Origin of the sequence: Paenarthrobacter sp. NPDC058040, assembly GCF_042885775.1 — a bacterium.
GTDB lineage: Bacteria > Actinomycetota > Actinomycetes > Actinomycetales > Micrococcaceae > Arthrobacter.
On sequence record NZ_JBHVRN010000007.1, the window covers coordinates 136,342 to 163,011 of the forward strand.

General features: G+C 64.9%; 28 protein-coding genes. 20 read left to right on the top strand and 8 right to left on the bottom strand.

The annotated features are described in order from the left end of the window. Positions 1-11: 11 nt before the first annotated feature. Both ACFVSJ_RS11375 and ACFVSJ_RS11380 read right to left on the bottom strand, forming a co-directional pair. Positions 12-1,307 carry an MFS transporter gene (locus ACFVSJ_RS11375; protein WP_387437074.1) on the bottom strand — a complete coding sequence of 432 codons (1,296 nt, stop codon included), beginning with the start codon at positions 1,305-1,307 and terminating at the stop codon, positions 12-14. 98 nt (positions 1,308-1,405) lie between these two features. Further along, positions 1,406-1,573, bottom strand: coding sequence for a hypothetical protein (locus ACFVSJ_RS11380; protein ID WP_387436898.1), 168 nt, complete (start codon positions 1,571-1,573; stop codon positions 1,406-1,408). A gap of 155 nt (positions 1,574-1,728) precedes the next feature. Here ACFVSJ_RS11380 and ACFVSJ_RS11385 point away from each other — a divergent pair, with 155 nt between their 5' ends. The 4 genes from ACFVSJ_RS11385 to ACFVSJ_RS11400 all read left to right on the top strand — a co-directional run bounded on the left by ACFVSJ_RS11385 (position 1,729) and on the right by ACFVSJ_RS11400 (position 5,380). Then, a complete protein-coding gene (locus ACFVSJ_RS11385) occupies positions 1,729-2,535 on the top strand; it encodes a hypothetical protein (RefSeq protein ID WP_387436899.1) in 807 nt (268 codons plus the stop codon). Continuing rightward, positions 2,519-3,268, top strand: coding sequence for a LamB/YcsF family protein (locus ACFVSJ_RS11390; RefSeq protein ID WP_387436900.1), 750 nt, complete (start codon positions 2,519-2,521; stop codon positions 3,266-3,268). The genes ACFVSJ_RS11385 and ACFVSJ_RS11390 overlap by 17 nt, the downstream gene beginning before the upstream one ends. Positions 3,269-3,301: 33 nt before the next feature. Further along, complete coding sequence (locus ACFVSJ_RS11395; RefSeq protein WP_387436901.1) at positions 3,302-4,081, top strand: biotin-dependent carboxyltransferase family protein; 780 nt, start codon at positions 3,302-3,304, stop codon at positions 4,079-4,081. A 114-nt stretch (positions 4,082-4,195) separates the two neighbouring features. After that, entirely contained in the window at positions 4,196-5,380 is a 1,185-nt protein-coding gene (locus ACFVSJ_RS11400; protein ID WP_387436902.1) for a Fic family protein, read from the top strand. Positions 5,381-5,388: 8 nt separating this feature from the next. Here the strand turns inward: ACFVSJ_RS11400 and ACFVSJ_RS11405 are convergent, their stop codons facing one another. Next, a complete protein-coding gene (locus ACFVSJ_RS11405; RefSeq protein ID WP_387436903.1) occupies positions 5,389-6,744 on the bottom strand; it encodes a DUF445 domain-containing protein in 1,356 nt (451 codons plus the stop codon). Positions 6,745-6,793: 49 nt separating this feature from the next. Between ACFVSJ_RS11405 and ACFVSJ_RS11410 the strand changes: the two genes are divergently transcribed. The 4 genes from ACFVSJ_RS11410 to ACFVSJ_RS11425 all read left to right on the top strand — a co-directional run bounded on the left by ACFVSJ_RS11410 (position 6,794) and on the right by ACFVSJ_RS11425 (position 9,257). Further along, complete coding sequence (locus ACFVSJ_RS11410; RefSeq protein ID WP_387436904.1) at positions 6,794-7,684, top strand: glycerophosphodiester phosphodiesterase; 891 nt, start codon at positions 6,794-6,796, stop codon at positions 7,682-7,684. Between the two features lie 96 nt (positions 7,685-7,780). Continuing rightward, a complete protein-coding gene (locus tag ACFVSJ_RS11415; RefSeq protein ID WP_387436905.1) occupies positions 7,781-8,215 on the top strand; it encodes a hypothetical protein in 435 nt (144 codons plus the stop codon). Continuing rightward, the gene (locus tag ACFVSJ_RS11420; protein WP_387436906.1) at positions 8,212-8,949 is read left to right on the top strand and encodes an AzlC family ABC transporter permease; all 738 of its coding nucleotides are present in this window, start codon (positions 8,212-8,214) and stop codon (positions 8,947-8,949) included. The genes ACFVSJ_RS11415 and ACFVSJ_RS11420 overlap by 4 nt, the downstream gene beginning before the upstream one ends. After that, the gene (locus tag ACFVSJ_RS11425) at positions 8,946-9,257 is read left to right on the top strand and encodes an AzlD domain-containing protein (RefSeq protein ID WP_387436907.1); all 312 of its coding nucleotides are present in this window, start codon (positions 8,946-8,948) and stop codon (positions 9,255-9,257) included. The genes ACFVSJ_RS11420 and ACFVSJ_RS11425 overlap by 4 nt, the downstream gene beginning before the upstream one ends. 15 nt (positions 9,258-9,272) lie before the next feature. Here the strand turns inward: ACFVSJ_RS11425 and ACFVSJ_RS11430 are convergent, their stop codons facing one another. Next, positions 9,273-9,902: a TetR/AcrR family transcriptional regulator gene (locus ACFVSJ_RS11430; protein ID WP_387436908.1), complete on the bottom strand. Its 630-nt coding sequence runs from the start codon at positions 9,900-9,902 to the stop codon at positions 9,273-9,275. A gap of 92 nt (positions 9,903-9,994) precedes the next feature. Between ACFVSJ_RS11430 and ACFVSJ_RS11435 the strand changes: the two genes are divergently transcribed. The 4 genes from ACFVSJ_RS11435 (at position 9,995) to ACFVSJ_RS11450 (ending at position 12,477) form a co-directional block, all read left to right on the top strand. Continuing rightward, positions 9,995-10,327, top strand: coding sequence for an MTH1187 family thiamine-binding protein (locus tag ACFVSJ_RS11435; protein WP_387436909.1), 333 nt, complete (start codon positions 9,995-9,997; stop codon positions 10,325-10,327). A gap of 40 nt (positions 10,328-10,367) precedes the next feature. Further along, complete coding sequence (locus ACFVSJ_RS11440) at positions 10,368-11,039, top strand: O-methyltransferase (RefSeq protein WP_387436910.1); 672 nt, start codon at positions 10,368-10,370, stop codon at positions 11,037-11,039. After that, a complete protein-coding gene (locus ACFVSJ_RS11445) occupies positions 11,039-11,227 on the top strand; it encodes a hypothetical protein (RefSeq protein ID WP_387436911.1) in 189 nt (62 codons plus the stop codon). The genes ACFVSJ_RS11440 and ACFVSJ_RS11445 overlap by 1 nt, the downstream gene beginning before the upstream one ends. Before the next feature lie 272 nt (positions 11,228-11,499). After that, positions 11,500-12,477, top strand: a complete 978-nt coding sequence (locus ACFVSJ_RS11450) for a spermidine synthase (protein WP_387436912.1) — start codon at positions 11,500-11,502, stop codon at positions 12,475-12,477. Here the strand turns inward: ACFVSJ_RS11450 and ACFVSJ_RS11455 are convergent. Continuing rightward, entirely contained in the window at positions 12,474-14,237 is a 1,764-nt protein-coding gene (locus ACFVSJ_RS11455) for an ABC transporter ATP-binding protein (RefSeq protein ID WP_387436913.1), read from the bottom strand. The genes ACFVSJ_RS11450 and ACFVSJ_RS11455 overlap by 4 nt on opposite strands. After that, complete coding sequence (locus tag ACFVSJ_RS11460; protein ID WP_387436914.1) at positions 14,234-15,988, bottom strand: ABC transporter transmembrane domain-containing protein; 1,755 nt, start codon at positions 15,986-15,988, stop codon at positions 14,234-14,236. Before ACFVSJ_RS11460 ends, ACFVSJ_RS11455 begins: the two co-directional genes overlap by 4 nt. A gap of 40 nt (positions 15,989-16,028) precedes the next feature. Between ACFVSJ_RS11460 and ACFVSJ_RS11465 the strand changes: the two genes are divergently transcribed. The 6 genes from ACFVSJ_RS11465 to ACFVSJ_RS11490 all read left to right on the top strand — a co-directional run bounded on the left by ACFVSJ_RS11465 (position 16,029) and on the right by ACFVSJ_RS11490 (position 21,897). Beyond that, positions 16,029-16,829, top strand: a complete 801-nt coding sequence (locus ACFVSJ_RS11465) for a helix-turn-helix domain-containing protein (RefSeq protein WP_387436915.1) — start codon at positions 16,029-16,031, stop codon at positions 16,827-16,829. Positions 16,830-16,963: 134 nt separating this feature from the next. Beyond that, positions 16,964-17,926 carry an ABC transporter substrate-binding protein gene (locus ACFVSJ_RS11470; RefSeq protein ID WP_387436916.1) on the top strand — a complete coding sequence of 321 codons (963 nt, stop codon included), beginning with the start codon at positions 16,964-16,966 and terminating at the stop codon, positions 17,924-17,926. Further along, positions 17,923-18,804 carry a siderophore-interacting protein gene (locus ACFVSJ_RS11475; RefSeq protein WP_387436917.1) on the top strand — a complete coding sequence of 294 codons (882 nt, stop codon included), beginning with the start codon at positions 17,923-17,925 and terminating at the stop codon, positions 18,802-18,804. Before ACFVSJ_RS11470 ends, ACFVSJ_RS11475 begins: the two co-directional genes overlap by 4 nt. Next, positions 18,804-19,877: a Fe(3+)-siderophore ABC transporter permease gene (locus ACFVSJ_RS11480; RefSeq protein WP_387436918.1), complete on the top strand. Its 1,074-nt coding sequence runs from the start codon at positions 18,804-18,806 to the stop codon at positions 19,875-19,877. The genes ACFVSJ_RS11475 and ACFVSJ_RS11480 overlap by 1 nt, the downstream gene beginning before the upstream one ends. Next, positions 19,874-20,941 (top strand): FecCD family ABC transporter permease, encoded by a 1,068-nt coding sequence (locus ACFVSJ_RS11485; protein ID WP_387436919.1) that lies wholly within the window; start codon positions 19,874-19,876, stop codon positions 20,939-20,941. Before ACFVSJ_RS11480 ends, ACFVSJ_RS11485 begins: the two co-directional genes overlap by 4 nt. 17 nt (positions 20,942-20,958) lie before the next feature. Further along, entirely contained in the window at positions 20,959-21,897 is a 939-nt protein-coding gene (locus ACFVSJ_RS11490) for an ABC transporter ATP-binding protein (protein ID WP_387436920.1), read from the top strand. On the opposite strand, the gene ACFVSJ_RS11495 is transcribed toward ACFVSJ_RS11490, so the two are convergent. Next, positions 21,783-22,679: a LysR family transcriptional regulator gene (locus tag ACFVSJ_RS11495; RefSeq protein ID WP_387436921.1), complete on the bottom strand. Its 897-nt coding sequence runs from the start codon at positions 22,677-22,679 to the stop codon at positions 21,783-21,785. The two genes, ACFVSJ_RS11490 and ACFVSJ_RS11495, sit on opposite strands and share 115 nt — an antisense overlap. Before the next feature lie 143 nt (positions 22,680-22,822). On the opposite strand from ACFVSJ_RS11495, the gene ACFVSJ_RS11500 reads away from it, so the two are divergent. Together ACFVSJ_RS11500 and ACFVSJ_RS11505 are read left to right on the top strand one after the other, a co-directional pair. Beyond that, positions 22,823-24,211 carry an MFS transporter gene (locus tag ACFVSJ_RS11500; RefSeq protein ID WP_387436922.1) on the top strand — a complete coding sequence of 463 codons (1,389 nt, stop codon included), beginning with the start codon at positions 22,823-22,825 and terminating at the stop codon, positions 24,209-24,211. A 3-nt stretch (positions 24,212-24,214) separates the two neighbouring features. Then, entirely contained in the window at positions 24,215-24,964 is a 750-nt protein-coding gene (locus ACFVSJ_RS11505; protein ID WP_387436923.1) for a 3-hydroxybutyrate dehydrogenase, read from the top strand. A 145-nt stretch (positions 24,965-25,109) separates the two neighbouring features. On the opposite strand, the gene ACFVSJ_RS11510 is transcribed toward ACFVSJ_RS11505, so the two are convergent. Further along, positions 25,110-26,549, bottom strand: coding sequence for an amino acid permease (locus tag ACFVSJ_RS11510; RefSeq protein WP_387436924.1), 1,440 nt, complete (start codon positions 26,547-26,549; stop codon positions 25,110-25,112). Between the last annotated feature and the right edge of the window lie 121 nt (positions 26,550-26,670).

Consider the following 26,670-nt stretch of genomic DNA (forward strand, 5'->3'; position numbering starts at 1 on the left):
GCCGGATCACCCTACACAGCGTCCGGCTGGCTGTCAGTCGATTCCGCCGCGACCGTTTCCGGGCCCAGCGGGTTCGCGAGCTCGTCGCTTGGCATGCGGGCCGCGAAGAGCGCGACGAACGCCATGATCGGGCACACCAGGCCTGCGATGAAGAAGATGAGCCAGATCGGCACAACCTCGGCGACTGGACCCGCGAGGGCCATGGACACCGGCATCAGCGCCAGCGAGACGAAGAAATCGAGGCTGGAAATCCGGCCCAGCAGGTGGCGCGGAACCCGCCGCTGCAGGAGAGTGCCCCAAATGACCACCCCGATGCCTTCCGTCAGCCCGAAAACCAGCATGGCCGCACCGAGCAGCCAGAAGTTGTTGATGAAACCGATGGCGGCAATGGGCAGGCTGCCCAATCCCCACGTCACCACCATGACGGTCAGATAGCGTCGCGGCAGCCGGAATGACGCAGTGGCCAGTGCAGCCAACGCGCTCCCGGCACCCATGATGGCCAGGAGGAAACCGAACATCCGCGAGTCGCCGCCAAGTTGGTCCTGGACTACGAACGGCAACAGGACCTCGATGGGGCCGATCAGGAACAGCACGGAAAGGCAGGCCCAGATCAAGGTCCACAGCAGCCACGGTGTCCGTATGGTGTACGCGAAGCCTTCCTTGAGGTCGTGGAAGAAGGAACTCGAACCCTGCGGCTCAGGTGGTTCGGCACTGCGGCCATCCAGGGCTTCCCGGCTGAGGAAGTTCAGGATGCCGAACGCCAGGCAGTGGCACACGGCAACCCCGGCCACGGCAAACGCGGGCGACAACGACGCCACCACGATGCCCGCCACCGCAGGACCCGCGGCTTGCTGCAGGATCGGCCGGACGGTGCCTTCCATGCCGTTCGCCGCGAGCAGGTCCTCCGCCGGGAGGATGCGGGGCAGGATGGCCGAGTACGCGGGAAAGAAGAACGCCTGGCCCACGCCCAGCACAAACGCACCCAGCGCCAAGTGCCAAAGCTGGAGGACATTGAGGATGGCCAGCAAGGATACCGTGGCGATGACGGCCAGGTTGGCACCCTCAACTGCGATGATCAGGATCCGCTGCGGAAACCGGTCGGCCGCGATCCCGCCCACCAGGACAAACGCCACCAGGCCGACGCTCGCTGCCGTTGCCACCAGGGACAATTCCAGCGGGCCCCCACCGAGGTGGATCACCTCGTAGACCATGGCCACGGCCCACATGCCGGAACCGAAGATCGAAATGGACAGCGCGGAAATAAGCACACGGAATTCCCTGTGTGCAAAAGGACGCAGCGCTCTCATTGCAGCCACCCCACAAGCCTAAGCCTGCCCGCTGATGCCGTGGAAGGCGGGGACGTGGAGGGGAAGCCGCGGAAGGAACCTCTGTTGCGAAGCGCCAGTTATGAAGCGCCCGACGGCGGGGCGTCGCCGTCGTCGATATCCGGACCTTCGGCGGGATCCTGGCTGTGCAGGCCGATATCGTGCGCCACCCAGCCGTCCGTCTCGCCTTCGGCGGGGGCGTCGGTGTGGTGCCTGATGACGTGCTCTTGCTTGTCGGTGGCGCTCATTACGGATTCTCCTGTCCGTGGGTGGACTTGCTTCCGTGAATGCCTTCAGTCTACGCCGGGCACTGCTGCTTGTGGGGTCCGCTCTGCGCGGAATCCGGGCTGGATGGGGCGTAGTGCGGGCCTCACAACGGGAAGGTGTGGCATAGGCTGTGGACATGCCGAAGCGAGCAAACCCGGCGGTACGAATCGCCCAGGAATCAGCCCACAACGCAGTGTTCGACGCCCAAGGCAACACCAAGCCCGGCGTCCACAACGTGCTGCTCAAGGCCGTCGAAGTGCAACGGCCGCTTGTCCTTGCGAACCTTAGAAGGATGCAGCGACGGCACCCCAACGCGACGCCCGCGCAACTTGCCGCCAAGCTCGAACGCGACTACCTGACCGCAGTGGCAGGTGGGGGAGCCGGCGTAGGTGCTATCGCCGTCGTACCTGGTCTTGGAACCGCAGCGTCGCTGGGACTTTCCGCCCTCGCAACCGTCGGGTTCCTCGAAACCACGGCGCTGTACGCGTCGTCGCTTGCCGAGCTGCACGGTATCCGGCTGACCGATCCCGAACGCGCACGGACCATGGTCATGGCCATCATGCTGGGCGAGGAAGGGACCTCCCTGCTGGGCGCGCTGAGCGGGCAGTCGCTGGGCCGTGGCAAGGGCGTGACGAACGAGTGGGGGAGGACCCTCACCAAGAAGATTCCGGGAAGCGGCTTCGGCGTCATCCGGGACGCGATTCAGCGGGCCTTCCTGAAGAACCTCGTGAAGCGGCAAGGGTCCGCCTTCCTTGGCCGCGCCCTTCCCTTCGGCGTTGGCGCAGTGGTGGGCGGTGCGGGCAACCTCATGATGGGTCGCGCCGTGATCGCCACCGCCAAGGAGGCCTTTGGTGCGTTGCCGGATACAGTCCCAGGGGAACTGCTGCCAAGCAGCCCCAAGAACAAGAGTCTGGAAGGCGGTACCAGTGGACCTCAACGCTGACCTCGGAGAGTCGTTCGGCTCCTGGACCATGGGCGACGATGCCGCAATGTTCCGCATAGTGAGCAGTGCCAACGTTGCCTGCGGCTTCCACGCAGGAGACCCGCTCACCATGCTGGACAGCTGCCGCGCGGCGTTCGACCTCGATGTCCGGGTCGGTGCCCACGTCGGTTACCGGGACCTGGCGGGATTCGGCAGGCGCTCGCTGGACATGAGCTTCGATGAACTCTTCGGCGACGTCCTGTACCAACTTGGTGCCTTGGATGGCGTGGCCCATGCGGTGGGCGCGTCCGTGGACTACGTCAAGCCGCACGGCGCCCTGTACAACCGGATCGTCCACGACCCGGAGCAGGCCGAGGCCGTGGTTGCTGCCGTCCACGCCTACGATCCCGGCCTCCCCGTGCTGGGCCTGCCCAACTCCGCGTGGCTGAACCTGGCCGAAGAAGCCGGGCACCCCGTGTTCCGGGAGGCCTTCGTGGACCGGGCCTACCTGTCCGATGGGACGCTCGTGCCGCGCTCGCAGGACGGCGCCGTGCTGCACGATCCCGCCGAGGTGGTGGCGCAGGCCGTTCGTATCGCCACCCGAGGAGAAGTGGTGGCGCAGGACGGAACCGTGGTCCCGGTCAAGGCCGATTCCCTCTGCATCCACGGCGATACGCCCGGCGCAGTGGAGATGGCCGCAGCCGTCCGCAAGGGGCTTGAAGAGGCCGGTGTGGAGATCGAAGCGTTCGCCTAGTCTGGTGTCCTGACGGCAGCCAAAGGAGGCTCGATGAGTGCGATAGTGATGGACCCTGGTGCACTGACCCTCGTGGTGCCGCCTGAGCGTGCCTTGGACCGCGCATCCATCACCCTGGCCAATGCCCTGCTCGGAAACCCCGAATCGGCTCCCGGTTTGGAAGTCCTGGTGGGCGGGTTGCGGCTTCGCTTTGTCACCGGGACTGCTATTTCCGTGAGTGGAGCCGAGGGCTTGGTCAAGCTCAACGGCTCCGAGCTCACCATGAACAAAGCCATTCGGGTGGCTCCCGGTGCCGTGCTGGAGTTCGGGCGCGCACTCTTCGGGATTCGCTACTACGTGGCCGTTCAGGGCGGCATTGAGAAACAGTCGGATGCCCTCCGCACGGGCCGCACCCTCGCATTCGGCCGCGCCCCCGGGCACGGTTTCCCTTCCGTGAACCAGCCTCCGCGGCGCGCTCTCGATTCCGAGCGGCCCGTGGTCGCCAGAGTGGCCCCCGGACCGGACGCACAGAAGTACGACGCCGGCGCCTGGCTTCGCTTGACCACGGAACCTTGGATCCTCTCCCCGGAGTCCGATCGCGTGGGTGCCCGCCTCGCAGGCCGGCCGCTTCCCGATCCCGACACAACTTCAGCACCCGGCACCCAACCGCTGGTTCCGGGCTCGGTCCTGTTGCCGCCGTCGGGCCTTCCCGTCATTGCCCTCGCCGACCATCCCGCCACGAGCGAATCTCCGGTGATCGCGGTGGTCCGCGACGAAGACCTCGATTCCCTCGGCCAGACCCGGCCGGGGCAGATGGTGCACTTGCTGGGCTGAGAATCCCGAGTGGGATTTTCTCAGGAAAGCGCTTTCATGAGAAAATCGGAGATTATCTTTCTCAGCAAACGCCATTTGTGAGAAAATCGGTTATCCCGATTCTCAAGGAGCGGCATGAGCACCCAGACCGGTTGGCCGCCAATCGTCTACGAACAACGCCCGTGGTCGGCCGAGCCGACGGCGGGGATGTCCCGTAGGCAACGCCTCATGGCCAGGGGGCCGTATGAAGCTGCCATTCCAGCAAGGATCGCAGGGATCGACCCCGGGATTGGTTCGAGGACCCAGTCGCTGGTTGAGGCGGCAACCGTCGAGATGGTCCGCTTCGATGCGGAATTGGGGCAGGACTCCGCACCCTTTGCCGCATTGCTTCTGCGCAGTGAATCCGCGTCGAGTTCGGAGATTGAGAACCTCACGGCCGGAGCCCGGAAGATCCTGCTTGCGCAACTGGGCGACCGGTCCAGCATCAACGCTTCCCTGATCGCCTCCAACGTGAACGCCATGCAGGCTGCCATCGCGTTGTCCGAGGACCTCAGCGTGCAGAACATCGGCGCAATGCACCACACCCTGCTCTTCTCTTCCGACCAGCACATCGCCGGCGAGTACCGCGACAGGCAGGTGTGGATCCGCGGCAACTCTCCCCATGCAGCGGAGTTTGTGCCGCCGCATCACACGCGCGTCATGGAAGCGATGGAGGACTTGGTGGCATTCATGCACCGGGACGACATCCCGGCCCTGACCCAAGCGGCGTTGGCCCACGCCCAATTCGAGACGATCCATCCGTTCGCTGATGGCAACGGCCGTACCGGGCGGGCCATCGTCAGTGCCTTGCTTCGCGCCAAGGGCGTCACCGAACGCGTCACCATTCCGATTTCGTCAGGCCTCCTGACCAACACGCGCCTGTACTTCGACGCTTTGGGCGCATACCGCGAAGGTGATGTGGTGCCGATCGTTGAACGTTTCGCCGAGTCGGCCATTGTTGCCGTCGAGCACGGCCGGCTGCTTGCCGCGGACATTCAGTCGGCTTTGCAGGACTATCGGGAGAGGGTGGGCGCGGCTCAGGAGTCCGTTCTCAAGGTTTTGGAGCTCCTGCCTCGCGAGCCTGCAATCACCGCTGAATCGGCGGCCGAGTATGCGGGGGTCTCCCCGGCAACTGCTTACAGGGCGGTCCAGCGATTGGAAGAAGCGGGCATCCTGAGTCCTGCAGGCAAGGTCCGTGGCTTGCGTGTGTGGATCGCGGGAGACATCATCGAGGCGTTGGATGACTTCGCGGCGCGGTCGGGCCGACGGGTCCGCCACTAGCGCTTGCCTCACCCAAACAACAAATGCGCCACCGTGAAGATCAACAGGCCGGCCAGTGCGCCCACCACAGTGCCATTGATTCGGATGTACTGAAGGTCCTTGCCCACCTGAAGCTCGATCTTCTGTGACGTCTCTTCGGCATCCCAGCGGGCCACAGTGTCAGAGATGACCCCGGCAATGTCCGAGCGGTAGGTGTTCACGAGGTACCCGGCGGCGTCGCCGATCCACTTGTTCACCTTGCCGGCGAGTTCGGCGTCGTTGACCAGGCGGGACCCGAAGTCCCGCACGGCACTCTTGAAGCGCTGGCTCAGTTCGCTGTCGGGATCGTCGACGGCGGTCAGCAAGGCGTTCTTGACGGTTCCCCACGTGCGGGACGCCAGTTCTCGGACCTCCGGATCGCCGAGGATCTGCGCTTTGATGGCCTCGGCACGCTCGATCATGGCGGGATCGTGCTGGAGGTCCTGGGCGAGGTCGGTCAAGTAGGTATCAATTGATTGGCGGACCTGGTGGTTGGGATCCTTCTGCACGGCACGCACGAACTTCAGCAGCTCGACGTACACCTTGTCGCCCACCAAGCCGTCCACGAACGTGGGCACCCACAGCGGCGAGCGGTCCGAAACGAGCCGGTTCACGGTGTTGTGGTTGGCATCCACCCAGTCGGCGGCACGGTCCACCAGCAGGTCCACGAGTTTGTGGTGGTGCCCGTCGGCGAAAATCCGCTCGGCCATGCGCCCCACGGGCGGACCCCATGGCGGGGTGAGCAGATGCTTGCGAACCATTCCCTCGATGACTGCTTGGACGTCGTCGTCGTTCAGTACCCGGAACGCGCCGCGGATCATGGCCCCGCCTTCCTTGGCCACGCGCTCCGGGCCACCGGGGCTGGACAGCCACGTGCCTGCCTTCCGTGCAATGTCGATGCTGGCCAGCTTGTCCTGCACCACTTCCTGGGAGAGGAAGTTGCTCTCAACGAAGTCGCTCAGGGATTCGCCGATCTGGTCCTTGCGACGGGGAATGATGGCGGTGTGCGGGATCTTGAGCCCCATGGGGTACTTGAACAACGCCGTCACAGCGAACCAGTCCGCCAACGCACCCACCATGCCGCCCTCGGCCGCGGCCCGGACATACTCAAGCCACGGGTACTGTTTTTGCAGCGCAAACGCGAAGAGGAAGATGACGGCCATGACCAGCAGCAGGGACAACGCCAGCCGTTTCATGCGGCGCAGCGCGGCCGCCTTCTCCAGGTCACCGTCGGAAAGACCGACGACGGCGGAACGCGCTTTGCGGGCAGCCGCACCTGCTGCGGGGGCTGGCTCGGGCGGGTTGGTGACGTCTTCGGCTGGGATTTGTTCAGAGTTCACCTGCATTAGCCCAGACTAGCCCTGAGCGTGCAGCTGCGTGGGCTACCGTGTCTGCATGACCAGTGAATCCTTCGACTCTCCGCGGCCCAAGGTTTACGCGCACCGCGGGGCCAGCGCCGCCTTCGCCGAGCACACCAGGGCCGCGTATTTGAAGGCCATCGCCGATGGTGCGGACGGTGTGGAGTGCGACGTCCACCTCACCCGGGACCAGCACGTTGTGTTGTTGCACGATGCAAACCTGGACCGCACCTCCACCGGCACCGGTCCGGTCGCGGACAAGACCCTCGAAGAACTCCGGGGCTTGGACTTCTCTTCTTGGAAGGGTGCCCGGATTCCGGAGGCCTACGGTGGGATCGCCGACCAGTTCCTCACGTTGCCGGAGCTCCTGGACATCCTGCGGGAAGCGGAGCGTGAGATAGGCCTGGCCATTGAGCTCAAACATCCCAGTCCCTACCAGCTCAAGCTAGAGGAGCGCGTGCTGGACGTGTTGACGGCCGAGGGCTGGACGCCTGCGGAATCACGGCTGGACAACATCCGGATCTCTTTCATGAGTTTCGACTCGGACTCCGTGCAGCGTTTGCTCGAGTCAGTGCCCGCCGAGCACGTCTGCCAGTTGGTGGACAACTTCACGGTCCGGGAACTCCGCGACGAGCTGGGGCTGGGCCCTATCGCTGCAGGCGCCGTGGCCAACGTCATGAAGGCAGCACAGCAGGAAGCCGAACGCGTCCTTGACGAGGGCGAGGCAGGCATCGCTGGCCCGGGAATCGACTATGTACGGGAGCATGCCCGGAATGTGCAGCGCTGGCTGGACGCCGGCCGCGTCTTCCGCGTGTGGACCGTGGATTCCGAGAAGGATGTCGCCCTGTGCCAGGGCCTCGGCATCCACGAGATCACCACCAACAAGCCCGCCCAGGTCCTCGCACAGCTCAGCGTCCCAACTAAGTAGCATTAGTGCGCGTTTTGAGCCCTCTAAACGCGCACAAGTGCGACCCAGTTGGGGAAACTTTGGCGGGGCTCCCTGCCGTTGTGATTGAGTGGTCTCATGTCACTTCGCTGGTCTCCCAAGGCAACACATACTCTCTCAGCCATAGGTCTGAGCACACTCCTGATGGCCAGCGCCATGAAGCATTTCCGGACACCCTCGTTCTACAACCCCGTCGTGCCGGAATACCTGTGCCGGAATGACGAACCGGGGCGCGCTCCGAACGGTCCCATGGCGGTCATGTCCCGTGAGGAATGGATAGCCTCCTCCGGGCTGCTCGAGGCGACCGCCGCCGTCGGGCTCTTGATCCCTGCCACGCGCAAGGTTGCCGCGGACGGCACCACCGCCATGCTTACTGCATTCCTTGCTGGGCATATTGATGCGCTTCGCCGGGCCTATGGTCCCCACGGCACCCAGAAGGAGCGGCGCATCCACACCCTGCGCCTGCCACTGCAGATTCCACTGATCCTGTGGTCGTGGAGCCTCCGGAAGTGAAGCTCAAGGATTCGCCGGCCTTCAAGATCGCTCTGTCGCTGAGCATCGCGACTGGTCTCTACGGAGTTTCCTTTGGAGCCCTCTCCGTGGCGTCGGGCTTTGACTTCTGGCAAACCATGGCATTAAGCCTGCTGTTGTTCAGTGGTGGCTCGCAGTTCGCCTTCATCGGAGTGGTGGCCGGCGGCGGCTCGGGAGTGGCTGCCATGACGGCCAGCGCCTTGCTTGGCCTGCGCAACGGGATCTACGGCATGCAGATCAACGCAATGTTGCGTCCTGGCGGTTGGAAGCGCTACGTTTCGGCGCACATCACCATCGACGAATCGACGGCGACGGCGTCCGGCCAGTCGGATGTGGATGAGCAACGCAGAGGGTTCTGGACTGCCGGAATCGGCATATTCATTTTGTGGAATATCTTTACGGCCATTGGCGCCCTTGCCGGGGACGCCATGGGCGACCCAAAGCAGTGGGGCCTCGACGGAGCAGCCGTTGCCGCGTTCCTCGCGCTCCTTTGGCCACGGTTGAAGGGCCGTGAACCGTGGGCGATCGCGGCCGCCTGCGCGCTTGCCACCATCTTGGCCGTTCCGTTCGTCCCCTCCGGGGTTCCCATCCTGGTGGCGGCGCTCGTCGCAGGAGTGATCGGCTGGTTCAGCCACGCCCGGATGGACGAGGGATTGGAGCCGGACATCGACCCGTACCGGGAAAGCCACGCTCGGCGGGAAGGCGGAGCGGAGTGAATCTTTGGCTGTGGATTGCCATCGCGTGCGCCCTGGCGTACCTAACCAAACTGGTGGGCTACTTTGTCCCCGCAAAACTGTTGAAAAGCCCGCGGATCATGCACATTGCGGGAACCATGACCATTGGCTTGCTGGCGTCGCTGACGGTGGTCAATGCCGTGGCTTCCGGTCAGGGCTTGGTTCTGGACGCGCGCATGGGCGCTTTGGTGGCTGCCGCCGTCGCGCTTATGCTGCGCGCCCCGTTCCTGGTGGTAGTAATTTCCGGGGCCGCCGCGGCTGCCCTGTTGAGGCTGCTCGGCTGGCAGTGACCCGGCTACAACCAGTTAGACCGTTTCGCTGAAGGAAACGCCTGGAATGTCCGACTGCTCAGGAAGCGGACGCGAGGGGCGCTCGGTCCGGATGGCGTCTTCAACCAAGGCAAGGGGTCGCTTCCACGCTTCCGAGCCCGGCTCCATGGTGTCCACGGCGCCAATGAGCATGGCTACGAGCCGCACCATGTCCTCGATGGTGATGTCGCGACGCAGGGAACCCTGCCCCTGTCCGCGTTCCAGCAGCGTGGCCATGGTGTCGATAAGGCCGCGGGTGATGCCCACGAGGAGCCCGCGACGGCCGGCAACAGCGCTGAGCAGGTTGGCCTCATCGCTCGCGACGCGCATCACGGCGTCGATCAGCTTGATGAGGCCTTCGGCGGCGTCCATGCCATCCAGGGCTTCCTGGGCTACCGGGTCCGCGTGCTGGCGAAGCTCACGGGACAGGGCTGAGAGCACCAGTTGTTCTTTGTCGGAGAAGTTGCGGAAAAGCGTTGCGGGACCCACTCCGGCCGTAGCGGCAATGGTCTGCAGGGGCACTTCCGGGCCGTATTCGCGGAAACACTGACGCGCAGCGGTAATGATCTTGTCCACATTGCGTGCAGCGTCGGCCCTGAGGGGCTTGCGTTCGGAGGGCAGTTCCATGCTGCCCAGACTAGCAATGGAGCGCTCATCCCCTGTGGTTACGCGGGAGTAGCCCGTTATATGACATACCGGTACATGAAACACTGGTTTTCATGTTGCTTGCATTCTCAGTCGCCCCTTCGGGCCAGCCCGCCTCCGCTCCCAACGATTCGCCCAATCCGGACGCCTCGGTGCACGACGCCGTCGCTGCCGCCGTGAAGATCGTCAGGGAGTCTGGACTCCCTAACCAGACGGACTCCATGTTCACCACCATCGAGGGTGAATGGGACGAGGTTTTCGACGTCGTCAAGCGCGCCACTGAGGCGGTTGGGCGCTACGGCAGCCGTGTCTCCCTGGTGATCAAGGCCGATATCCGCCCCGGTTACTCGGGTGAATTGACCGGCAAGGTGGAACGCCTCGAGGGCGCGCTCAAGAACCAGGAGTAGTTCCTTCCGCACGGCTGCGCCGGATGCAAGACTGGGGCGCATGATTGAACACGTGGCCGAGCCCGGTTGGGTTGATGTGGAGCGCTACTTGACTGACGTCGTCGTCCGTCCGGATCCGGCGCACCAGCGGGCGCTGACGTCCGCCGTCGAGGCGGGCATGCCCGCGATCGAGGTCGCCCCCAATGCCGGGAAGCTGCTCAAGATGCTGGTCCAGGTGTCCGGCGCCCGGCGGGTCCTGGAAATCGGGACGCTGGCCGGGTTCAGCAGCATGTGGATGGCCCAAGGACTGCCCGACGACGGCCGGGTGGTCACGTGCGAATACCTCCAGAAGCACGCGGACGTGGCACGGGCCAACCTTGACGCGGCCGGTGTGGGCCACAAGGTAGACATCCGGGTGGGTGCTGCCTTGGACACGCTTCCCACCCTGGCGGGGGAGGAGCCGTTCGACTTCGTCTTCATTGACGCGGACAAGGAAAACGACTCCAACTACCTCGATTGGGCCATTCGGCTGGGCCACCCCGGGACGGTCATCGTGATCGACAACGTGATCTGGGATGGCTCCATCCTCGAACCGGAGCGCGATGAAGTGAACGCGCCCGGCATCATCCGTGCCTTGGACATGCTGGGCCAGGACCCACGGCTCGACTCGACCGCCATCCAGACGGTGGGCAGCAAGGGCTGGGACGGCTTCGCCATTGCGCGGGTGCGTTGATGGACTTCAGCGTGCGCCCGGCGGTCGTTGATGATGCCGAAGGGATGGCAATCATGCACGTCCAGGCATGGCGGGAAAGCTATGGGCATCTGTTGCCGCCGGAATTCTTCGCCAAGCAGGAAGCCGCGCTGCAACTCTGCGATCCTTCGTGGTACTCGCTGCCCGAGCACAGGATGGTCCGGCCCTAGGGTTCCGTTTGGTTCCGGGGTATTCCCGGTTCCAAGGGAGGTTGCTCCAGAAGGCTCGGCGGTTTCGGCACCCGTGCAATCAGCAAGCCGACTACAGTCAGCCATGCCGCGCTGACCGAGAAGACCTCCAGCCAAATGGTCATTGAAGCCTCCATGGTGGGACCTTAGGGTGCGATTCACCACTTAATAAGTATCCTTAGTATAGGCTTGTCGACGCAGGCAAACCGGCCGCTCCATTAGGCTGAAGGTATGACTGAGGCAGTGCAACGCTAGTGGCCAAATCCGGAAAATCCAGGAAAGCGGGCCGCTCCGGCAAGGCCCTCAGCTTCGGCGCACAAAGGTCGACGGCGGCAGTCATCGACGTGCCCGATGGCACCCGCCCTGACGGACCGGTTGCAGGCGTCTACTACATCGACACCGGCGACTGCGAGTTGCTGCCCGATCCTGACAACGGCAATGGGTGGCTCCTGAAGATCAACGGGGTGTTGAGCTCACACATCGACCTGGCCGATCCCCTGTTCCTGGACTTTGAGTACATGCGGTGGATCGCGGCCCTGGTGGAATCCCATTGGCCGCGCGAATCCAAGCCGAGGTTGCGCGCGCTTCATCTGGGCGGGGGAGCGTGCTCCATGGCGCGCTACTTCAACGCCGCATACCCCGACGCCCGGCAGGTAGTGGTGGAACTCGACGGGAAGTTGGCCGATTACGTCCGTGGCTGGTTCGACCTCCCCAAAGCCCCGCTGCTTCGGATCCGCGTGGGGGAGGCCCGCCAAGTCACTGAAAGCCTGACGCCGGACACGCGCGACCTCATCATCCGTGACGTCTTCGCCGGTGCCTTCACTCCGCGTGCGCTGACAACGCGGGAGTTCAACGCCCACGCCGATGCTGTGCTGGCCCATGATGGCCTCTACGTGGTGAACTCGGGCGACGCCCCGGACCTCAAGAACGCACGGGCCGACGCCGCCACCATCGCGGACACGTTCGAACACACACTGATCATCGCCGATCCGCCCATGCTCAAGGGCCGCCGCTACGGCAACATGATCATGGCGGGCAGCCATGTACCCTTCGGCGACGACCCCACGCTTGCCCGGAGGCTCCTGGGCGGCGCGGTCCCGGCCCATATCTGGAATGACGCACAAGTGCGCGCCTTCGCTGCGGGCACGCCGGTCCGGCATGACCCAACACCGTTGGCTTCGGAGGTACAGCCGCTGGCGTCCGGGCCTGCTGGCCAAGAGCCCGGAAGCTAGCTCCGGCTGAGTGAGCTGCTCCATGCCTCCCACAGCTGGGCGTACCGACCACCACCGGCCAGGAGATCCTGGTGGGAGCCCGATTCCACAATCCGTCCTTGCTCCATGACCACCACGGTGTCCGCTGTCGCGGCCTGGGACAGGCGATGTGCGATCACCACGGACGTGCGTCCGGCCAAGGCAGCCTCGGCGGCTTGGTCCAACAGGGCGGCCGACCCCGTACCGGCTTCCGCTGTCGCTTCGTCGAGGACGGCGATGGGCGGATCCTTGAGCATAAGCCGTGCCAGGGCCAACTGCTGCGCCTGCTCCGGCGTGAGCTGGTGGCCGCCGGCGCCTACGAAAGTCTCCAGTCCGTCGTCGAGCGTTTCATGCCAAGCCGCCCCGACGTCCCGCAGGACGCGACGCAACTCGTCAACCGACGCCTTGGGCTTGGCGAGTCGCAGGTCTTCGGCGAGCGTTCCCGAGAATACGTGGACTTCCTGGCTGACCATGGCGATCCGCTGGTGCAACGTCGAAGGCGAAGCGGCAGCGGCATCGAGCCCGCCCACCAGGACGCGTCCACCCTGCGGCTTCTCAAGCCCCATGATCACCTTGGCCAGGGTGGTCTTTCCGGCACCGGACGTGCCAACAATGGCCACCCTTTCACCGGATCCGATCCGCAGGGACACGCCGTTGAGCGCGGGCCGCTGCCCGGGGTAGGCGAAGGTGAGGTTGTCCAGGACAACAGCGTCCGACGGCGGACCGCCCTCCTGGGGTGCGGACGCCGCGGAACCTGGCCGCAGAGCTTGGGTCAGCCCGAACATCCGGCCGAGCCCCGCGGCGGCTTTCTGCAGCTCGTCGAATTGCCCCAGGACCATGCCGATCGGATCGAACAACCGGTAGAAATACAGCGCCGCGGCGGTGGCAGCACCGATGGTCACGGCGCCCTCGGCGTGCAGCCAAAAGCCGACGGCCAACACCGCGGACAAACCAATCAGTTCGGCGAGGTTGAGGCGGTTGTAAAACCGCGTCAGGTAGCCGACGCCCCGCAGCGAGTGGCCAATGGTTTCACGTGAAGCCGCCGCCACCAGTCCCGCATGCCGATCTCCGAGGCCCAGGGCAAGGACGGACTGCGAACCATGGACGGTTTCGATGATCTGTTCGGTACGGTTGGCCTCGGTGATCCGGACCGTCCGGTAAATGGGAGCGGTCCGCTTCAGGAACCAGCGCAGCGTGAAAATTTGCAGCGGTGCCGCGATGAGCACGGCCACCGCAAAGCGCCAGTCGATCACGCCCAGGCCGAGCAGCGTCACCGCAATGGTGAACGCTGCGCTGGTAAACGCGGGAAGCACTCCGGAAATCGCCTCGCTGACCGCCTCAACGTCGCCGGATACACGGGCCACGACGTCGCCGATGCCTGCTTTTTCCAGCTGCGCGAGTGGCTTTCGGACGGCCGCGGCGAACACTTCTTCGCGAAGTCCGGCCAGCGCTTCTTCGCAAATTTTGGCCAGCAGGTTTTGCCCCAGGATGCCCAGGAGCGCTCCGGCGCCGCCGGCGAGCAGCAGGCCCAGGGCCAGCCACAGCAGGTCCAGGACCTCGCCGCCGGTGGCCGCGACGTTGACCATGATTCCCAGAAGCGCGGGCGCAGCCAGCCCGCAGCAAGACGCAGCCAACAGAACCAAGACAGTCAGCACCAGCCGTCCGGGCCGCTGGGCCAACAGTTTCCACATGGCCCGGCGCGTCTCCCGCGGTGTGGCGATGGGCAGGATGTCGGCGCTCATGAACCCACCACCGCACGGTAGCTTGCCGACGTCGCCAGCAGTTCGCGGTGCGAACCGGTTTCAGGTGGTCCGTCGGCGGTGCCCAGCACCACCCGGTGGCACGCCGCCAGCAGCGTGGGGCTCGTGGTCACCAGCACCAGCGCCTTGTCCGGAAACTGGCGCAGGCCGTCCGCGATGACGGCCTCGGTGGCGGTGTCGACGGCGGTTGTGGGGTCGTGCAGCACCAGCACTGGCTGCTTCTGGTGAAGGGAGCGTCCCAGGACCAGCCGCTGCCGCTGCCCGCCGGACAGGCTCTGCCCTTGTCCGGTCAGCACAGTCTCGGTTCCTTCCGGCAGTTGCGAAACAAAGTCGACGACGGCGGCCACCGCGAAGGCGCGATGGTCCAGTTCCTGATCGCTTGCCGTCGCGACGTTCTCCAAGACAGTGCCACGGAAAAGGACCCCCTCATGGCTGTCGGCAAACAGGCGCGAGCGGGCATGCGAAGGATCGAGGTCCACGGCATCAAGCCCATCAATGTACACAGTGCCGCGGGTTGCCGGAATGCGGAAACCCAGGGTATCCACAAGCTGCCGGGCAAGCATGGCCTCGGGAAGCACCACACCCACGATTTCCCCGGCCGAAGCCGAGAACGAGGGAAAAGCCACCTCCGCCGAAGAGTGCAGCTCAAGCAAAGGCAAGACCTCCACCCCGCGCTCGACTGGGCCAGCAGTCGGCGCCCCCGCAGCAGCAGTTGCCGGCACCGCCTCCGGCTCTTCCAACAGCACCGCGATCCGCGCCGCCGACGCCCGTTTCCGCGCCAACTCCACGCTCAGGAACCCCAGCGACGCCATCGGCCCTTGAACAAACTGCGCCACGCCCACTACGGCCACCAACTGCCCGACGGTGATGATCCCCTGCACAGCGAACCACGCCGCAAAGAAGGCGATCCCCGCAAGGAACGCCGCGGACATGGCCGTACTCGCCCCCGTGAACGCGGACTTTGCCCTGATGGCCTTCAACGCGGACACCAGGGAACTCTGGCTGGCAACCCGGTACCGGTCCACGGCGGCATCCTCCGCGCCGAGTCCCTTCAATGGCCGCGAGCCCGTCACGAAGTCGGTCGCCAAGGCCCCGGCGCGGGCCGCCGTCGCCTGTTCAACGTCGCTGCGGTCTTCAAGGGGTTTCGTGAGCCGGTGCATCACCAGCAGCATCAGAGGTGTGGCCAGCAGCACGGCCAAACCGAGGGGCACGGAAATCACGAGGAGGGTCACGGCGGACGTCACCACCCCGGCGGTGGCGGCGAGACCGCCAGCGATCAGCCACGACAATCCAGCAACCCTGTCCGCATCCGAGGAAGCGATCGCAACGATTTCGCCGGGCGCACGGCGGGCTGCCATGCCGCGCGGGTGCAGGGTCCGTTCCACAATGAGTTGCCGGAGGTCGTGCGAGCCGTAGGAGAAGGACCGCATGGTGGCGAGGGTGCCGAGACGCCACGAGAGCGCGAGCATGATGAACACGGCGGCGAGTGCGCCGAGCCACCATAGGAGGGCGCCGCCGTCGTGCGGTGAAATCGCGTTGTCCACGGCCGCGCCGATGGTGACCGGCACCAAGGCTTCGCTGACCTGGTGCAGGGTGAGTCCCGCGCAGCCAACCACCAAGTACTTCCAGCGCCGGTTTCCGAACAAGGAGTACTTGAAGAGCCGGGAGGGCTTCCAAGGTGTTTGCTTGTTAGGCCCGGGTGGGCAGGACGAAATGGCGGTACTGGAAGGCATGCTTACCATGGTAAGGCTCACCTAACTTCAAGAAGGCCACATGACCCGCCAAGCTCTATCGCATTCCGGACAGCCCTTGGTCCGGGGTGTGTACACCGCGTTCTTCGACTGCGCCACGCCGGCCACCTGGACAGAGCACGTGCATGACACGCACGAGCTTCTGTGGGGCGCGCGTGGCGTGCTCACTGTCGAAGCGGGCGGCGGCTTCTTTGCCGTTCCGGCCACGCTCGGGTTGTGGATACCGGCAGGCGTTCCCCATGCGGTGAAGTCTGCCGAGGGGACGGGGTTCTTTTGCTCGCACATCGATGCCGACGTTGCCGCACCGCTGGACAGCCGCACCATGGCCGTCAAGGTTCCCGCGGCGGCGCAGGAGCTGCTCCGCCACATGCGGACGTTCGACATGGAACCGGACCTGCGGGAACGTTCGGAGCAACTGGCGATCGGGCTGTTGGACGTCGTTGACGCCCGGCCCATGCTGTTGCCGATGCCCTCGGACCCCCGCCTGGAGCGCATTGCCCGGGCCCTCCTGGATGATCCGGCCTTGGACCGTTCCTTGGAGGAGTGGGGAGCGGAGGTGGCCATCAGTGTCCGCAATCTGTCCCGCCTGTTCCATAAGGAAACCGGCATGACGTTTGCGCAGTGGCGGATCCATGCGCGGGTGCGGGTTGCGCTGGGTCTGCTGGCTGCGGGGTACCCGGTTTCCTCGGTCAGCCGTCGGGTGGGCTACAACAACCCGAGCGCCTTCGTCCAGGTGTTCCGAAAGGTGATGGGGCACACTCCTGGTTGGTATGTGGCCTCGCTTAAGGCCGGAAACCATCACTCCTTGGCCGGTTCCGAATAGATTTCGGGGGTTCAATCCGGAATGCCGTTGTTAGGGTAGGTATACCTAACTTCGGCAGGCCGACGACGGCACCCTCAGAGGGTCGCGGCTGCCAATGGGAGACCTTCAACCTCCCCTGAGCATCGAGGACCACAGTGATTTCACGCACCAAAACCATGTCCGCTGCCCTTGCGGCGCTGGCCTCGGCAGCCTTGCTTCTGAGCAGCTGCGCGAGCCCGGTGGCCAGTGCCAACGACGCCGCTGCGACCCCGCAGACCCGCACCGTGACCAGCGAGGTCAAGGAAGTTGCCATCCCGGCAGAGCCCAAGAAGGCCCTGGGCATGTACACCACGGACCTGGACATGCTCATCACGCTCGGCATCCCGCTGGCCAGCCAGCAGCCCATCCGCGACAGCGGCTACAAGGGCTTCCCGTACTTCTTCGACCAGAAGGCGCTGGAAGGAATCACACCCTTCACCAACTACCCGGAGTTCAACTTCGAGGCCATTCTCAAAGCACAGCCGGACGTCATCCTCAACGGTCTGGGCTACGACAAGGAGTTGGACGGCAAGCTCTCAGGCATCGCCCCGACGTACACGTTCAACGGCTTCGACGGCAGCGATTGGCGGACCAAATTCAAGACCGTCGCCGAGGCCTTCGGCAAGACCGGGCAGTACCAGGCGTGGATGGACAAGTACCAGGCCAAGGTTGACGACGTGAAGAAGCGCCTGGCCGAGGCCGGCAAGAGCAACCTGGTGATCGGGCCGGTGGACTACTACGAGGACCAAGTCAGCGTCAGCTGCTACGGCACTCCCTGCCTGGTGATCAAGGATCTTGGCTTGAAGATTTCCCCGCTCGCTGACGGCGAGGGTGCCAAGCTCAGCGCCGAACAGCTCGAGCAGCTCAACGGAATCGACGCCGTCATCACCACGGAGGTTCCCGAAAAGGATGGTGCCAACCCGGACGCCTTCGCTCCGCTGGCCAATAACAAGCTGTGGACGGCCCTTCCATTCGTGGCCAACAAGCAGATCTTCACCTACGACCTGGAAATGATCTACGGTTCACCGAGCGGCCAGTACGCGCTCCTCGAAAAGATCGAAAAGGCGCTCCTGCCATGATGCGCATCTACCGCGCGGAGGTTGTGGCCACGCGGCTGCTGACGCCGGGGATGGTTCGGATTACCTTCGGCGGTCCCGGCCTGGCCGGCTTCGAAACCACGGGTGTGGGAGACGAATACCTGCGCGTCTTCCTGCCGGACCCGGATCACCACGAGGCCCGGCTGCCCATCTCCACGGGCGATTCCTGGGACTGGGAGGCCGGCGTCAAGCCGTCCGCCATGCGGACGTACACGGTCCGTTCCGTGGATGCCGCGGCCGGGACCGTTGACATCGACTTCGTCGTTCACGACGGCGGATTGGCAGCTTCCTGGGCGCAGCGCGCCCAGGTGGGTGACGTCGTCGGACTCAATTCGCCTACCGGGCTGTACGAGCCGCCGGCTGAGCTGCAGTGGCAGATCCTCCTGGCCGACGCCACGGGCCTTCCGGCGGTAGCCCGCTTGCTGGAACTGACGCCTCCGGGCATCCGGACCCGGGTCCTGCTGGAAGTGGAAGATCCCTCGCACCAGCAGGAACTGACCCTCGGCGCCGGAACCGAGGTCGCGTGGATCCACGGCGGAAACGGACACAGCCAATCCCGGCTGGATGAGGCCCTGCGGTCGATGGAGTTGCCGGGCGGCACCGGTTACATCTGGGTGGCCGGCGAGGCGAAGGTCCTGCGCAGTATCCGCAAGTACCTGCGGCATGACAAGAAGCTCATGCCCGGGTCCTACAAGCTGATCGGCTACTGGACGGATAAGAGCGAAGCCTGGGAAGAGCGCTGGGAGAACCTCGACGCCGAAACCCGCCGCTGGTTCGATGAGCTGTGGTCTGACGAGAAGCGCGACCGCGAAGAAATCGAGGACCTGCAGGACGCCAAGTTCGAATTGCTGGGGCTGTAGTGACAGCTGGAACCATGGCGCGGGCGTCGCAGGCGTCCGCCCCAACCGCCGGCCAGGGGAAGGTAGGCCTCGCCGCAGTCAACCGGTACCGGCTGCTCGGACTCATCGCGGCCATTGCAGCCTTGGCACTCGCGCTCCTGCTGAGCATGGTCATCGGTTCGAAGGATGTGGATGTGGCGCAGCTCTGGCCTGCCATCACGGCGTACGACGGCTCGCCGGAACACGTGATCATCCACGACCTCCGGTTCCCGCGCACAGTGACAGGGGTCCTGGTGGGCGTGGCCTTGGGCTTGTCCGGCGCACTCATCCAGGCCATGACGCGGAACCCCTTAGCGGACCCCGGCATCCTGGGCGTCAACGCGGGTGCTGGTTTCTTCGTGGTGCTGGGCGTGGCCCTGTTCGGATTGAGCAGCATCCAGGACTACATCTGGTTTTCCTTTGCCGGAGCCGTAGTCGCCACAGTGGTGGTGTACATCATCGGGTCCATGGGCCGTGGATCGGCAACCCCGCTGCGCCTGACGCTGGCCGGAGTCGCTTTGGGCGCGGTACTGGGCGGAGTGGCCTCCGGCATCACCTTGCTCCGCCCCGCGGTCTTCGACAGCATGCGCGCCTGGACTGCCGGGACGCTGAGCAACCGATCGTGGGACATGGTGGTCACGGTGGCGCCGTTCATTGTGGCGGGTACCCTCATCGCGCTCGCCCTGGCGCGCCCACTCAACGCCGTAGCCATGGGCGATGACACAGCCAAAGCACTCGGCGCCCACCTGGGCCGAACCCGCACCTGGACCATCATCGCCGTCACCCTCCTCTGCGGAGCCGCGACGGCAGCAGCAGGTCCCATCGGCTTTGTTGGCCTCATGGTGCCGCACGTAGCCCGGTGGATAGTGGGACCGGACCAGCGATGGATCTTCGCCTACACCCTGGTGCTTTCGCCCGTGCTCCTCCTCATCTCCGACGTGCTTGGACGGCTGGTGCTCCGGCCCGGCGAAATGCAGGTGGGCATCATCACCGCTTTCGTGGGCGCACCGGTCCTTATCTGGCTCGTTCGCCGCCGGAAAGTGAGTGCCCTGTGACTTCCGTCGACACCAACCGCATCGACTTCGGCAGGCGAACCGTCGCGGTCCGCCGTTTCGGCGGCCGGCTCTCCCTGCGCGTGGACGTCCGCTCGTTGCTGGTCACCGCCGTCCTGGTGGTCACCGCCCTGGCGCTCGCCGTCGTCGCCCTTGGCCTGGGCGAGTTCAGTATCCCGGTGCCGGACGTTGTTTCGGCACTGTTTGGCCGCTCCAGCGGCGCCATCCACATGGTGGTGGTGGAGTGGAGGTTGCCCCGCGTCCTCCTGGCCCTGTTGTTGGGGGCGGCCATGGGGGTCAGCGGGGCGATTTTCCAATCGCTGACCCGCAACGCGCTGGGCAGCCCGGACGTCATTGGCTTCAACACCGGTGCCTATTCCGGCGCCTTGGTGGTGATCCTGCTGATGGGCGGTGGCTACTACGCGGTGTCCGCTGGTGCGCTGGTGGGCGGGTTGGTGACTGCAGCGCTCGTTTACCTGTTCGCTTACAAGAAGGGCATCCAGGGTTTCCGGCTGATCATCGCCGGGATCGCCGTGAGCGCGATGCTCGCGTCGGTCAACACGTGGCTCATCCTCAAGGCCTCGCTGGAGCAGGCCATGTCCGCGGCTGTGTGGGGCGCCGGTTCCCTCAACAAGGTGTCCTGGGACCAGGTGCTTCCGGTGGTGCTGATCTTTGCAGGGTTGCTGGCGGTGTTGTCCGTTTACGGGCGGCGGTTGGCGCTTTTGGAGATGGGCGACGACGCCGCCCGCGCCCTGGGCGTCCGGCTGGAAGGTTCGCGGGTGGCGCTGGCAACGGTTGGCGTGGCTTTGACGGCGATGGTCACCGCCGCTGCCGGGCCGATCGCGTTCGTCTCGCTCGCCGCCCCGCAACTCGCCCGCCGCCTGACCCGCTCGGCGTGTGTGGGCATGGTTCCCGCAGCCGCCATGGGAGCGTTCCTCCTGGTGGCCAGCGACATCGTGGCGCAGAACCTGTTCGCGCCCATTCAATTGCCCGTGGGAGTGGTGACCGTGAGCATCGGTGGCTGCTACCTCGTCTGGCTGCTGGCGCGCGAGGTGCGGCGGCAATGACTCTGAAGGAGACTGCAATGACCGATCTGCTGGCCGAACCGGTGGTGGCTGGCCCGGGGCCGGTCTCCGCCCGCCTCAGTGCTGACAACGTGAGCCTCGGCTATGCCGGCCGGACCGTGTCCTCTGCGCTGGATGTCCGCATTCCGGATGGCGAATTCACGGTGATCGTGGGTCCGAATGCCTGCGGCAAATCAACGCTGCTGCGGGCATTGTCCCGCTTGCTCGCGCCCTCGTCAGGCAAGGTTGTCCTGGACGGGAAGGACATCTCGTCCTACGGCGCCAAGGACGTCGCCCGGAGGCTTGGGTTGTTGCCGCAGACCTCCCTTGCCCCCGACGGCATTACGGTTGCGGCCTTGGTGGCCCGTGGCCGCTATCCGCACCAGAAGCTCCTGCGCCAATGGTCGGAAGGGGACGAGGCCGCCGTCGTATCCGCCTTGGAGGCCACCAATGTGACTGAGCTGTCCGGGCGGTTGGTGGACGAGCTTTCCGGAGGCCAGCGGCAGCGTGTGTGGGTGGCCATGGTGCTTGCCCAGCAGACTCCGCTGCTCCTGCTGGACGAGCCCACCACGTTCCTGGACATCGCCCACCAGATCGAGCTTTTGGAGTTGTTCAAGCGACTGAACGGCGAAGGCAACACCTTGGTGGCCGTGCTGCATGACCTCAACCATGCCTGCCGCTACGCCTCACATCTGATCGCCATGAAGGACGGGGCCGTGGTGGCCGAGGGGCGGCCTGCCGATGTGATCACTGCCGGGTTGGTGGAGCATGTGTTTGGCCTGCCGTGCATGGTCATCGACGACCCCGTGAGCCACACGCCGCTGGTGATCCCGCTTAGCCCCCACTACCCCGCGCCCAGCAGCTCCTCGCGCCGGTCCTCCGTCTCCTCCCGCAAAGCCTGCACGACGGCGGCCACCGCGGGGCGGCGCATGGAGTCGGGCCGGAGGACCAGCCAGTAGGGGAGGAGCTCGGCGAAGTCTTCGGGCAGCAGCCGGACGAGGTCCGGGTGCCGATCGGCCATGAAGCACGGCAGGAACCCGACGCCAGCCCCGGCACGCGTCGCTTCCACATGGACGAACACGTTGGTTGACGTGAGGCCGTCGCGCATGCCCGGAACCAGGCGTCGCGGCGCGTCGAGGTCGTCCACCTGCAGCATCGAGTCCACGAAGTAGACCAACTGGTGCTGCGTCAGTTCTTCGGCGTTGGCGGGCGTTCCGTTGTCCTTGAGGTACTTCGTGGACGCGTACATTCCCAGCCGGTATTCGCCCAGCCTGACCGCCTCGGCCCGGTGCACTTGCGGTGTCCCCACCACCACTTCGATGTCCAGCCCCGAGCGCTGCTGCAACGCCCGCCGCGTCACCGTCACGATTTCGACGCTCAGCCCGGGGTGCCGGCGCCGCAGCTTCGCCACGGCGGGTGCCGCGATGTAGGCGCTGAAACCGTCAGTTGCGGTCATGCGTACGACGCCGGTAATCGGGTCAGGTGCGCGGTCGCTCGGTCCCAGCGCGCTCACCGCATCTTCCACCCGCTCTGCGACGAGCACGGCTTCCGCGCCCAGTTCCGTGACTTCCCAGCCGCCCGCCGCCCGGGCCAGGACTCGCCCGCCGAGTGCCTTTTCCAACGCCGCGATCCTGCGCGAAACGGTGGTGTGGTTCAGTCCCAAGGCTTGCGCCGCCGTCGTGAATTTACCTGACCGTGAGACGGTGAGGAGGATGAGGAGGTCGTCCGGGTTCGGATTCATATCTGCAATTCTGCACACCCGTGGTGCCTCTTTGGTCATTGAGACACGGCAAATGTGCAGCAATACTCAGTGGAGCAATCCGTGTTGTGGATCACAATGCGCGTGAACAAGGCACTGTCAAAGAAGACACTGAGGAGATGGATATGAGCGTAGAGCAGCGCTCCACACCCGCCGCCGGTAACACCGGCAAAGGATCCGGCCTGAAGAAAATCGTCGCCGCATCCATGGTGGGCACCGTGGTGGAGTGGTACGAGTTCTTCCTGTACGCCACGGCCGCCACACTGGTTTTCGGGAAGTACTTCTTCCCGAGTACCGGCAACGAGTTGGACGGCATTATCCAGGCGTTCATTACGTACGCCGTAGGCTTCGTGGCACGGCCATTGGGTGGCATCGTGTTCGGCCAGATCGGCGACAAGCTCGGCCGCAAGCCCACGCTGCAGCTGACCATCGTGATCGTCGGTGTTTCCACCTTCCTTATGGGCTGCCTCCCGGGTTTCGTGGACATCGGCTACTGGGCGCCCGCCATGTTGGTTGCCCTGCGCTTCATCCAAGGCTTCGCGCTCGGCGGGGAATGGGGCGGGGCCGTGTTGCTCGTGGCAGAGCACAGCCCCAACAAGTCCCGCGCGTTCTGGTCCTCCTGGCCGCAGGCCGCTGTGCCGGTGGGCAACCTCCTGGCCACGCTGGTCCTGTTCGTCATGTCCACCACGCTCAGCAACGAGGCCTTCCTCGGTTGGGGCTGGCGCGTCGCCTTCTGGCTGTCCGCGGTGATCGTGTTCGTTGGCTACTACATCCGCACCCACGTCACCGAAGCCCCGATCTTCCTCGAAGCGAAGGCACAGGTGGAAGAGTCCAAGGCCATCAGCTACGGCGTGGGCGAAGTCATCCGCAAATACCCCAAGGGCATCCTCCAGGCCATGGGACTTCGCTTCGCGGAGAACATCATGTACTACCTCGTGGTCAGCTTCGCGATCGTCTACCTCAAGAGCGTCCATAAGTACGACACTTCATCGCTCCTGCTGGCACTGCTGATCGCCCACGTCATCCACTTCCTGGTCATCCCGCAGATCGGCCGGCTCGTGGACTCTTGGGGACGCAAGCCTGTGTACCTGGTTGGTGCCATCACCGGCGCCGTCTGGCCGTTCTTCGCCTTCCCGATGTTCGACACCAAAAATGCCGTGATCATCGTCCTCGCCGTGACCATCGGCCTGTGCCTGCACGCCTTCATGTACGCCGGGCAGCCGGCCATCATGTCCGAGCTCTTCCCCACCCGCATGCGCTACTCGGGTGTGTCGCTCGGTTCTCAGGTGACGTCCATCTTCGCCGGATCCCTCGCTCCGCTGCTGGCAACCCAGTGGCTCAAGGACACCGGCTCCTGGGTACCCACGGCGATCTACCTCGTGGTCGCCTGTGCCATCACCGCCGTCGCCGTCGTTTCATTGAAGGAAACCAAGGGAATCGCGCTTGAGGAAGTTGACGCAGCGGACGCTGAACGCCACGGACTGGCAACGGCCCCTGCAACCACGAAAGGCTGACCCATGGACAACTCCCTGAACGGGCGCAAGGCCCTGGTAACCGGCGGTGCGAGCGGTATCGGGGCTGCTTGTGCCCGCGCGCTCGCCGCCCGCGGAGCGAAAGTAGTAGTGGCCGACGTCGATGCCTCCGGAGCCGCGGCCCTCGCCGACGAACTCGGCGGCACCGCGTGGACCGTGGACCTGCTGGACGTTGATGCTTTGGCGGCGTTGAGCCTGGACTGCGACATCCTGGTCAATAACGCGGGCATCCAGAGAGTTGCGCCCATCGAGGAGTTTGAGCCTTCAGAGTTCCGGCGCATTCTTGCCCTCATGCTGGAAGCGCCGTTCCTCCTGGTCCGTGCCGCACTCCCGCACATGTACGCCAACGGGTACGGCCGGATCATCAACATCTCCTCGGTCCACGGGCTCCGGGCCTCCGCGTACAAGAGCGCGTACGTTTCCGCCAAGCACGGGCTCGAGGGGCTCAGCAAGGTCACGGCCCTTGAAGGCGGCGAACGCGGCGTCACGTCCAATTGCATCAATCCCGGCTACGTCCGGACGCCGTTGGTGGAGAAGCAGATCGCCGACCAAGCCCGGCTGCATGGCATCCCCGAGTCAGAGGTGCTCGTCAAAGTGATGCTCACGGAGTCGGCCGTGAAGCGGTTGGTGGAGCCGGCCGAGGTGGCGTCGTTGGCAGCCTGGCTTGCCTCCGACGACGCCGGCATGGTCACCGGCGCGAGCTACACCATGGACGGTGGCTGGTCGGCCCGGTAACCCGCGCCCTGCGTTCCGCCCCCGCCCCCGTTCACGCCCGGCGCACCCACCCTTCCCCCGCCCTATCCCGCGAGATGGCAGTTAATGACAATGTTTGGGCTTCGGACTGTCATTAAGTGCCATCTCGGCGGGGGTGGCGTGGGGATCAGGCCGTTTCGTCCACCAACTCAGCCCGGCGAAGGCCGCCACCACGGACCCAGAGTTTGTAGGCCACAAGGAGCAACACCAGCCAAGTCGCGCCGACGTAGAGTGCCACGCGGGTGTCTTCGAAAACTCCCAGGATCACGATCACCAAGGCCATGAACGCCATGGTCAGGATCGAGGCAACCGGCCACATCGGCGATCCGAATTCCGAAGCCGGAAGGCCCTTGCGCTTGATCTCGCGCTTCATGGCAACGTGCGAGGCCAGGATCATGACCCACACCCACACTGTGGCGAACGTCGCGATCGAGGCGATGACAACGAACACGTCCTCCGGGATGACGGCGTTCAGCACGACGCCCACCAGCAGGATGCAGCCCATCATGACAACGGTCATCCACGGGACACCGTGGCGGGAGATCTTGCCAAAGCTCTTGGGGGCGTGGCCCTGCTGGGCGAGACCAAAGAGGATGCGGCCGGCTCCGAAGATGTCGCTGTTGATCGCGGAGAGCGCGGCGGTGATGACCACGGCGTTGAGGATGTGCGGAGCTGCGGGGATGCCTAAGCCATCGAAAATCTGCACAAACGGGCTGCCGCTGCTGCCGATTTCGTTCCAGGGGAAGATGCTCATCAGCACTCCGAGGGTCAGGACATAGAACAGCAGGACGCGCACGGGAACGGTGTTCACGGCCTGCGGGATGACCTTCTTGGGGTTGGCGGCCTCGCCTGCGGTGATGCCGATCGTTTCGATCCCGCCAAACGCAAACATCACGACGGCGAACGCGGCCAAGAGTCCTTCGAAACCGTTGGGGAACAAACCGCCGTGGTTGACGAGGTTCCCCAGTCCCGGTGCCACGCCTCCGCCGTCGTTCCCTGTCTGGAAGCCGAACACGACGATCGCCGCACCGCCGATGATCATGGCGACAATCGCCACCACTTTGATGAGGGAGAACCAAAACTCCAGTTCCCCGAAGACCTTCACGCTCAGCAGGTTCATGGCGCCGAGGAACAGGATGATCGCGAGGACCCAGATCCATCGGTCCACCTGCGGGAACCAGAAGCCCATATAGATGCTGAAGGCGGTGACGTCGGCGATGGCCACGATGGCCATTTCGAACACGTACGTCCAGCCGGTCACGAATCCTGCGAACGGGCCAAGGTAGCGGCTGGCATATTGGCCGAAGGAGCCGGAAACGGGATGCCGGACGGCCATTTCGCCGAGTGCCCGCATCACCATGAAGACGGCTGCGCCGCCAATGATGTAGGCCAGGAGGACGGCGGGCCCGGCCTTTTGGATTGCCGAGGCCGAACCGTAGAAGAGCCCCGTGCCGATGGCGGATCCGAGTGCCATGAAGCGGATGTGGCGGACGTTGAGGCCACGGCTAAGTGCCGAACCGGCGGCCTGAAGGACGGAATCCTTCTCGGCCAGCGTGGTGTGTTGCATGGTAAAACCTTCTCGTCTTTGGGAGGGGATCGCTATTCAGCACATCACTTTCCGGGGACTTGTGATCGGTCTCACGGGTGTTTGCTGTCTTCAATCGCAGACAGGCGGCCCCGGCCCCCTG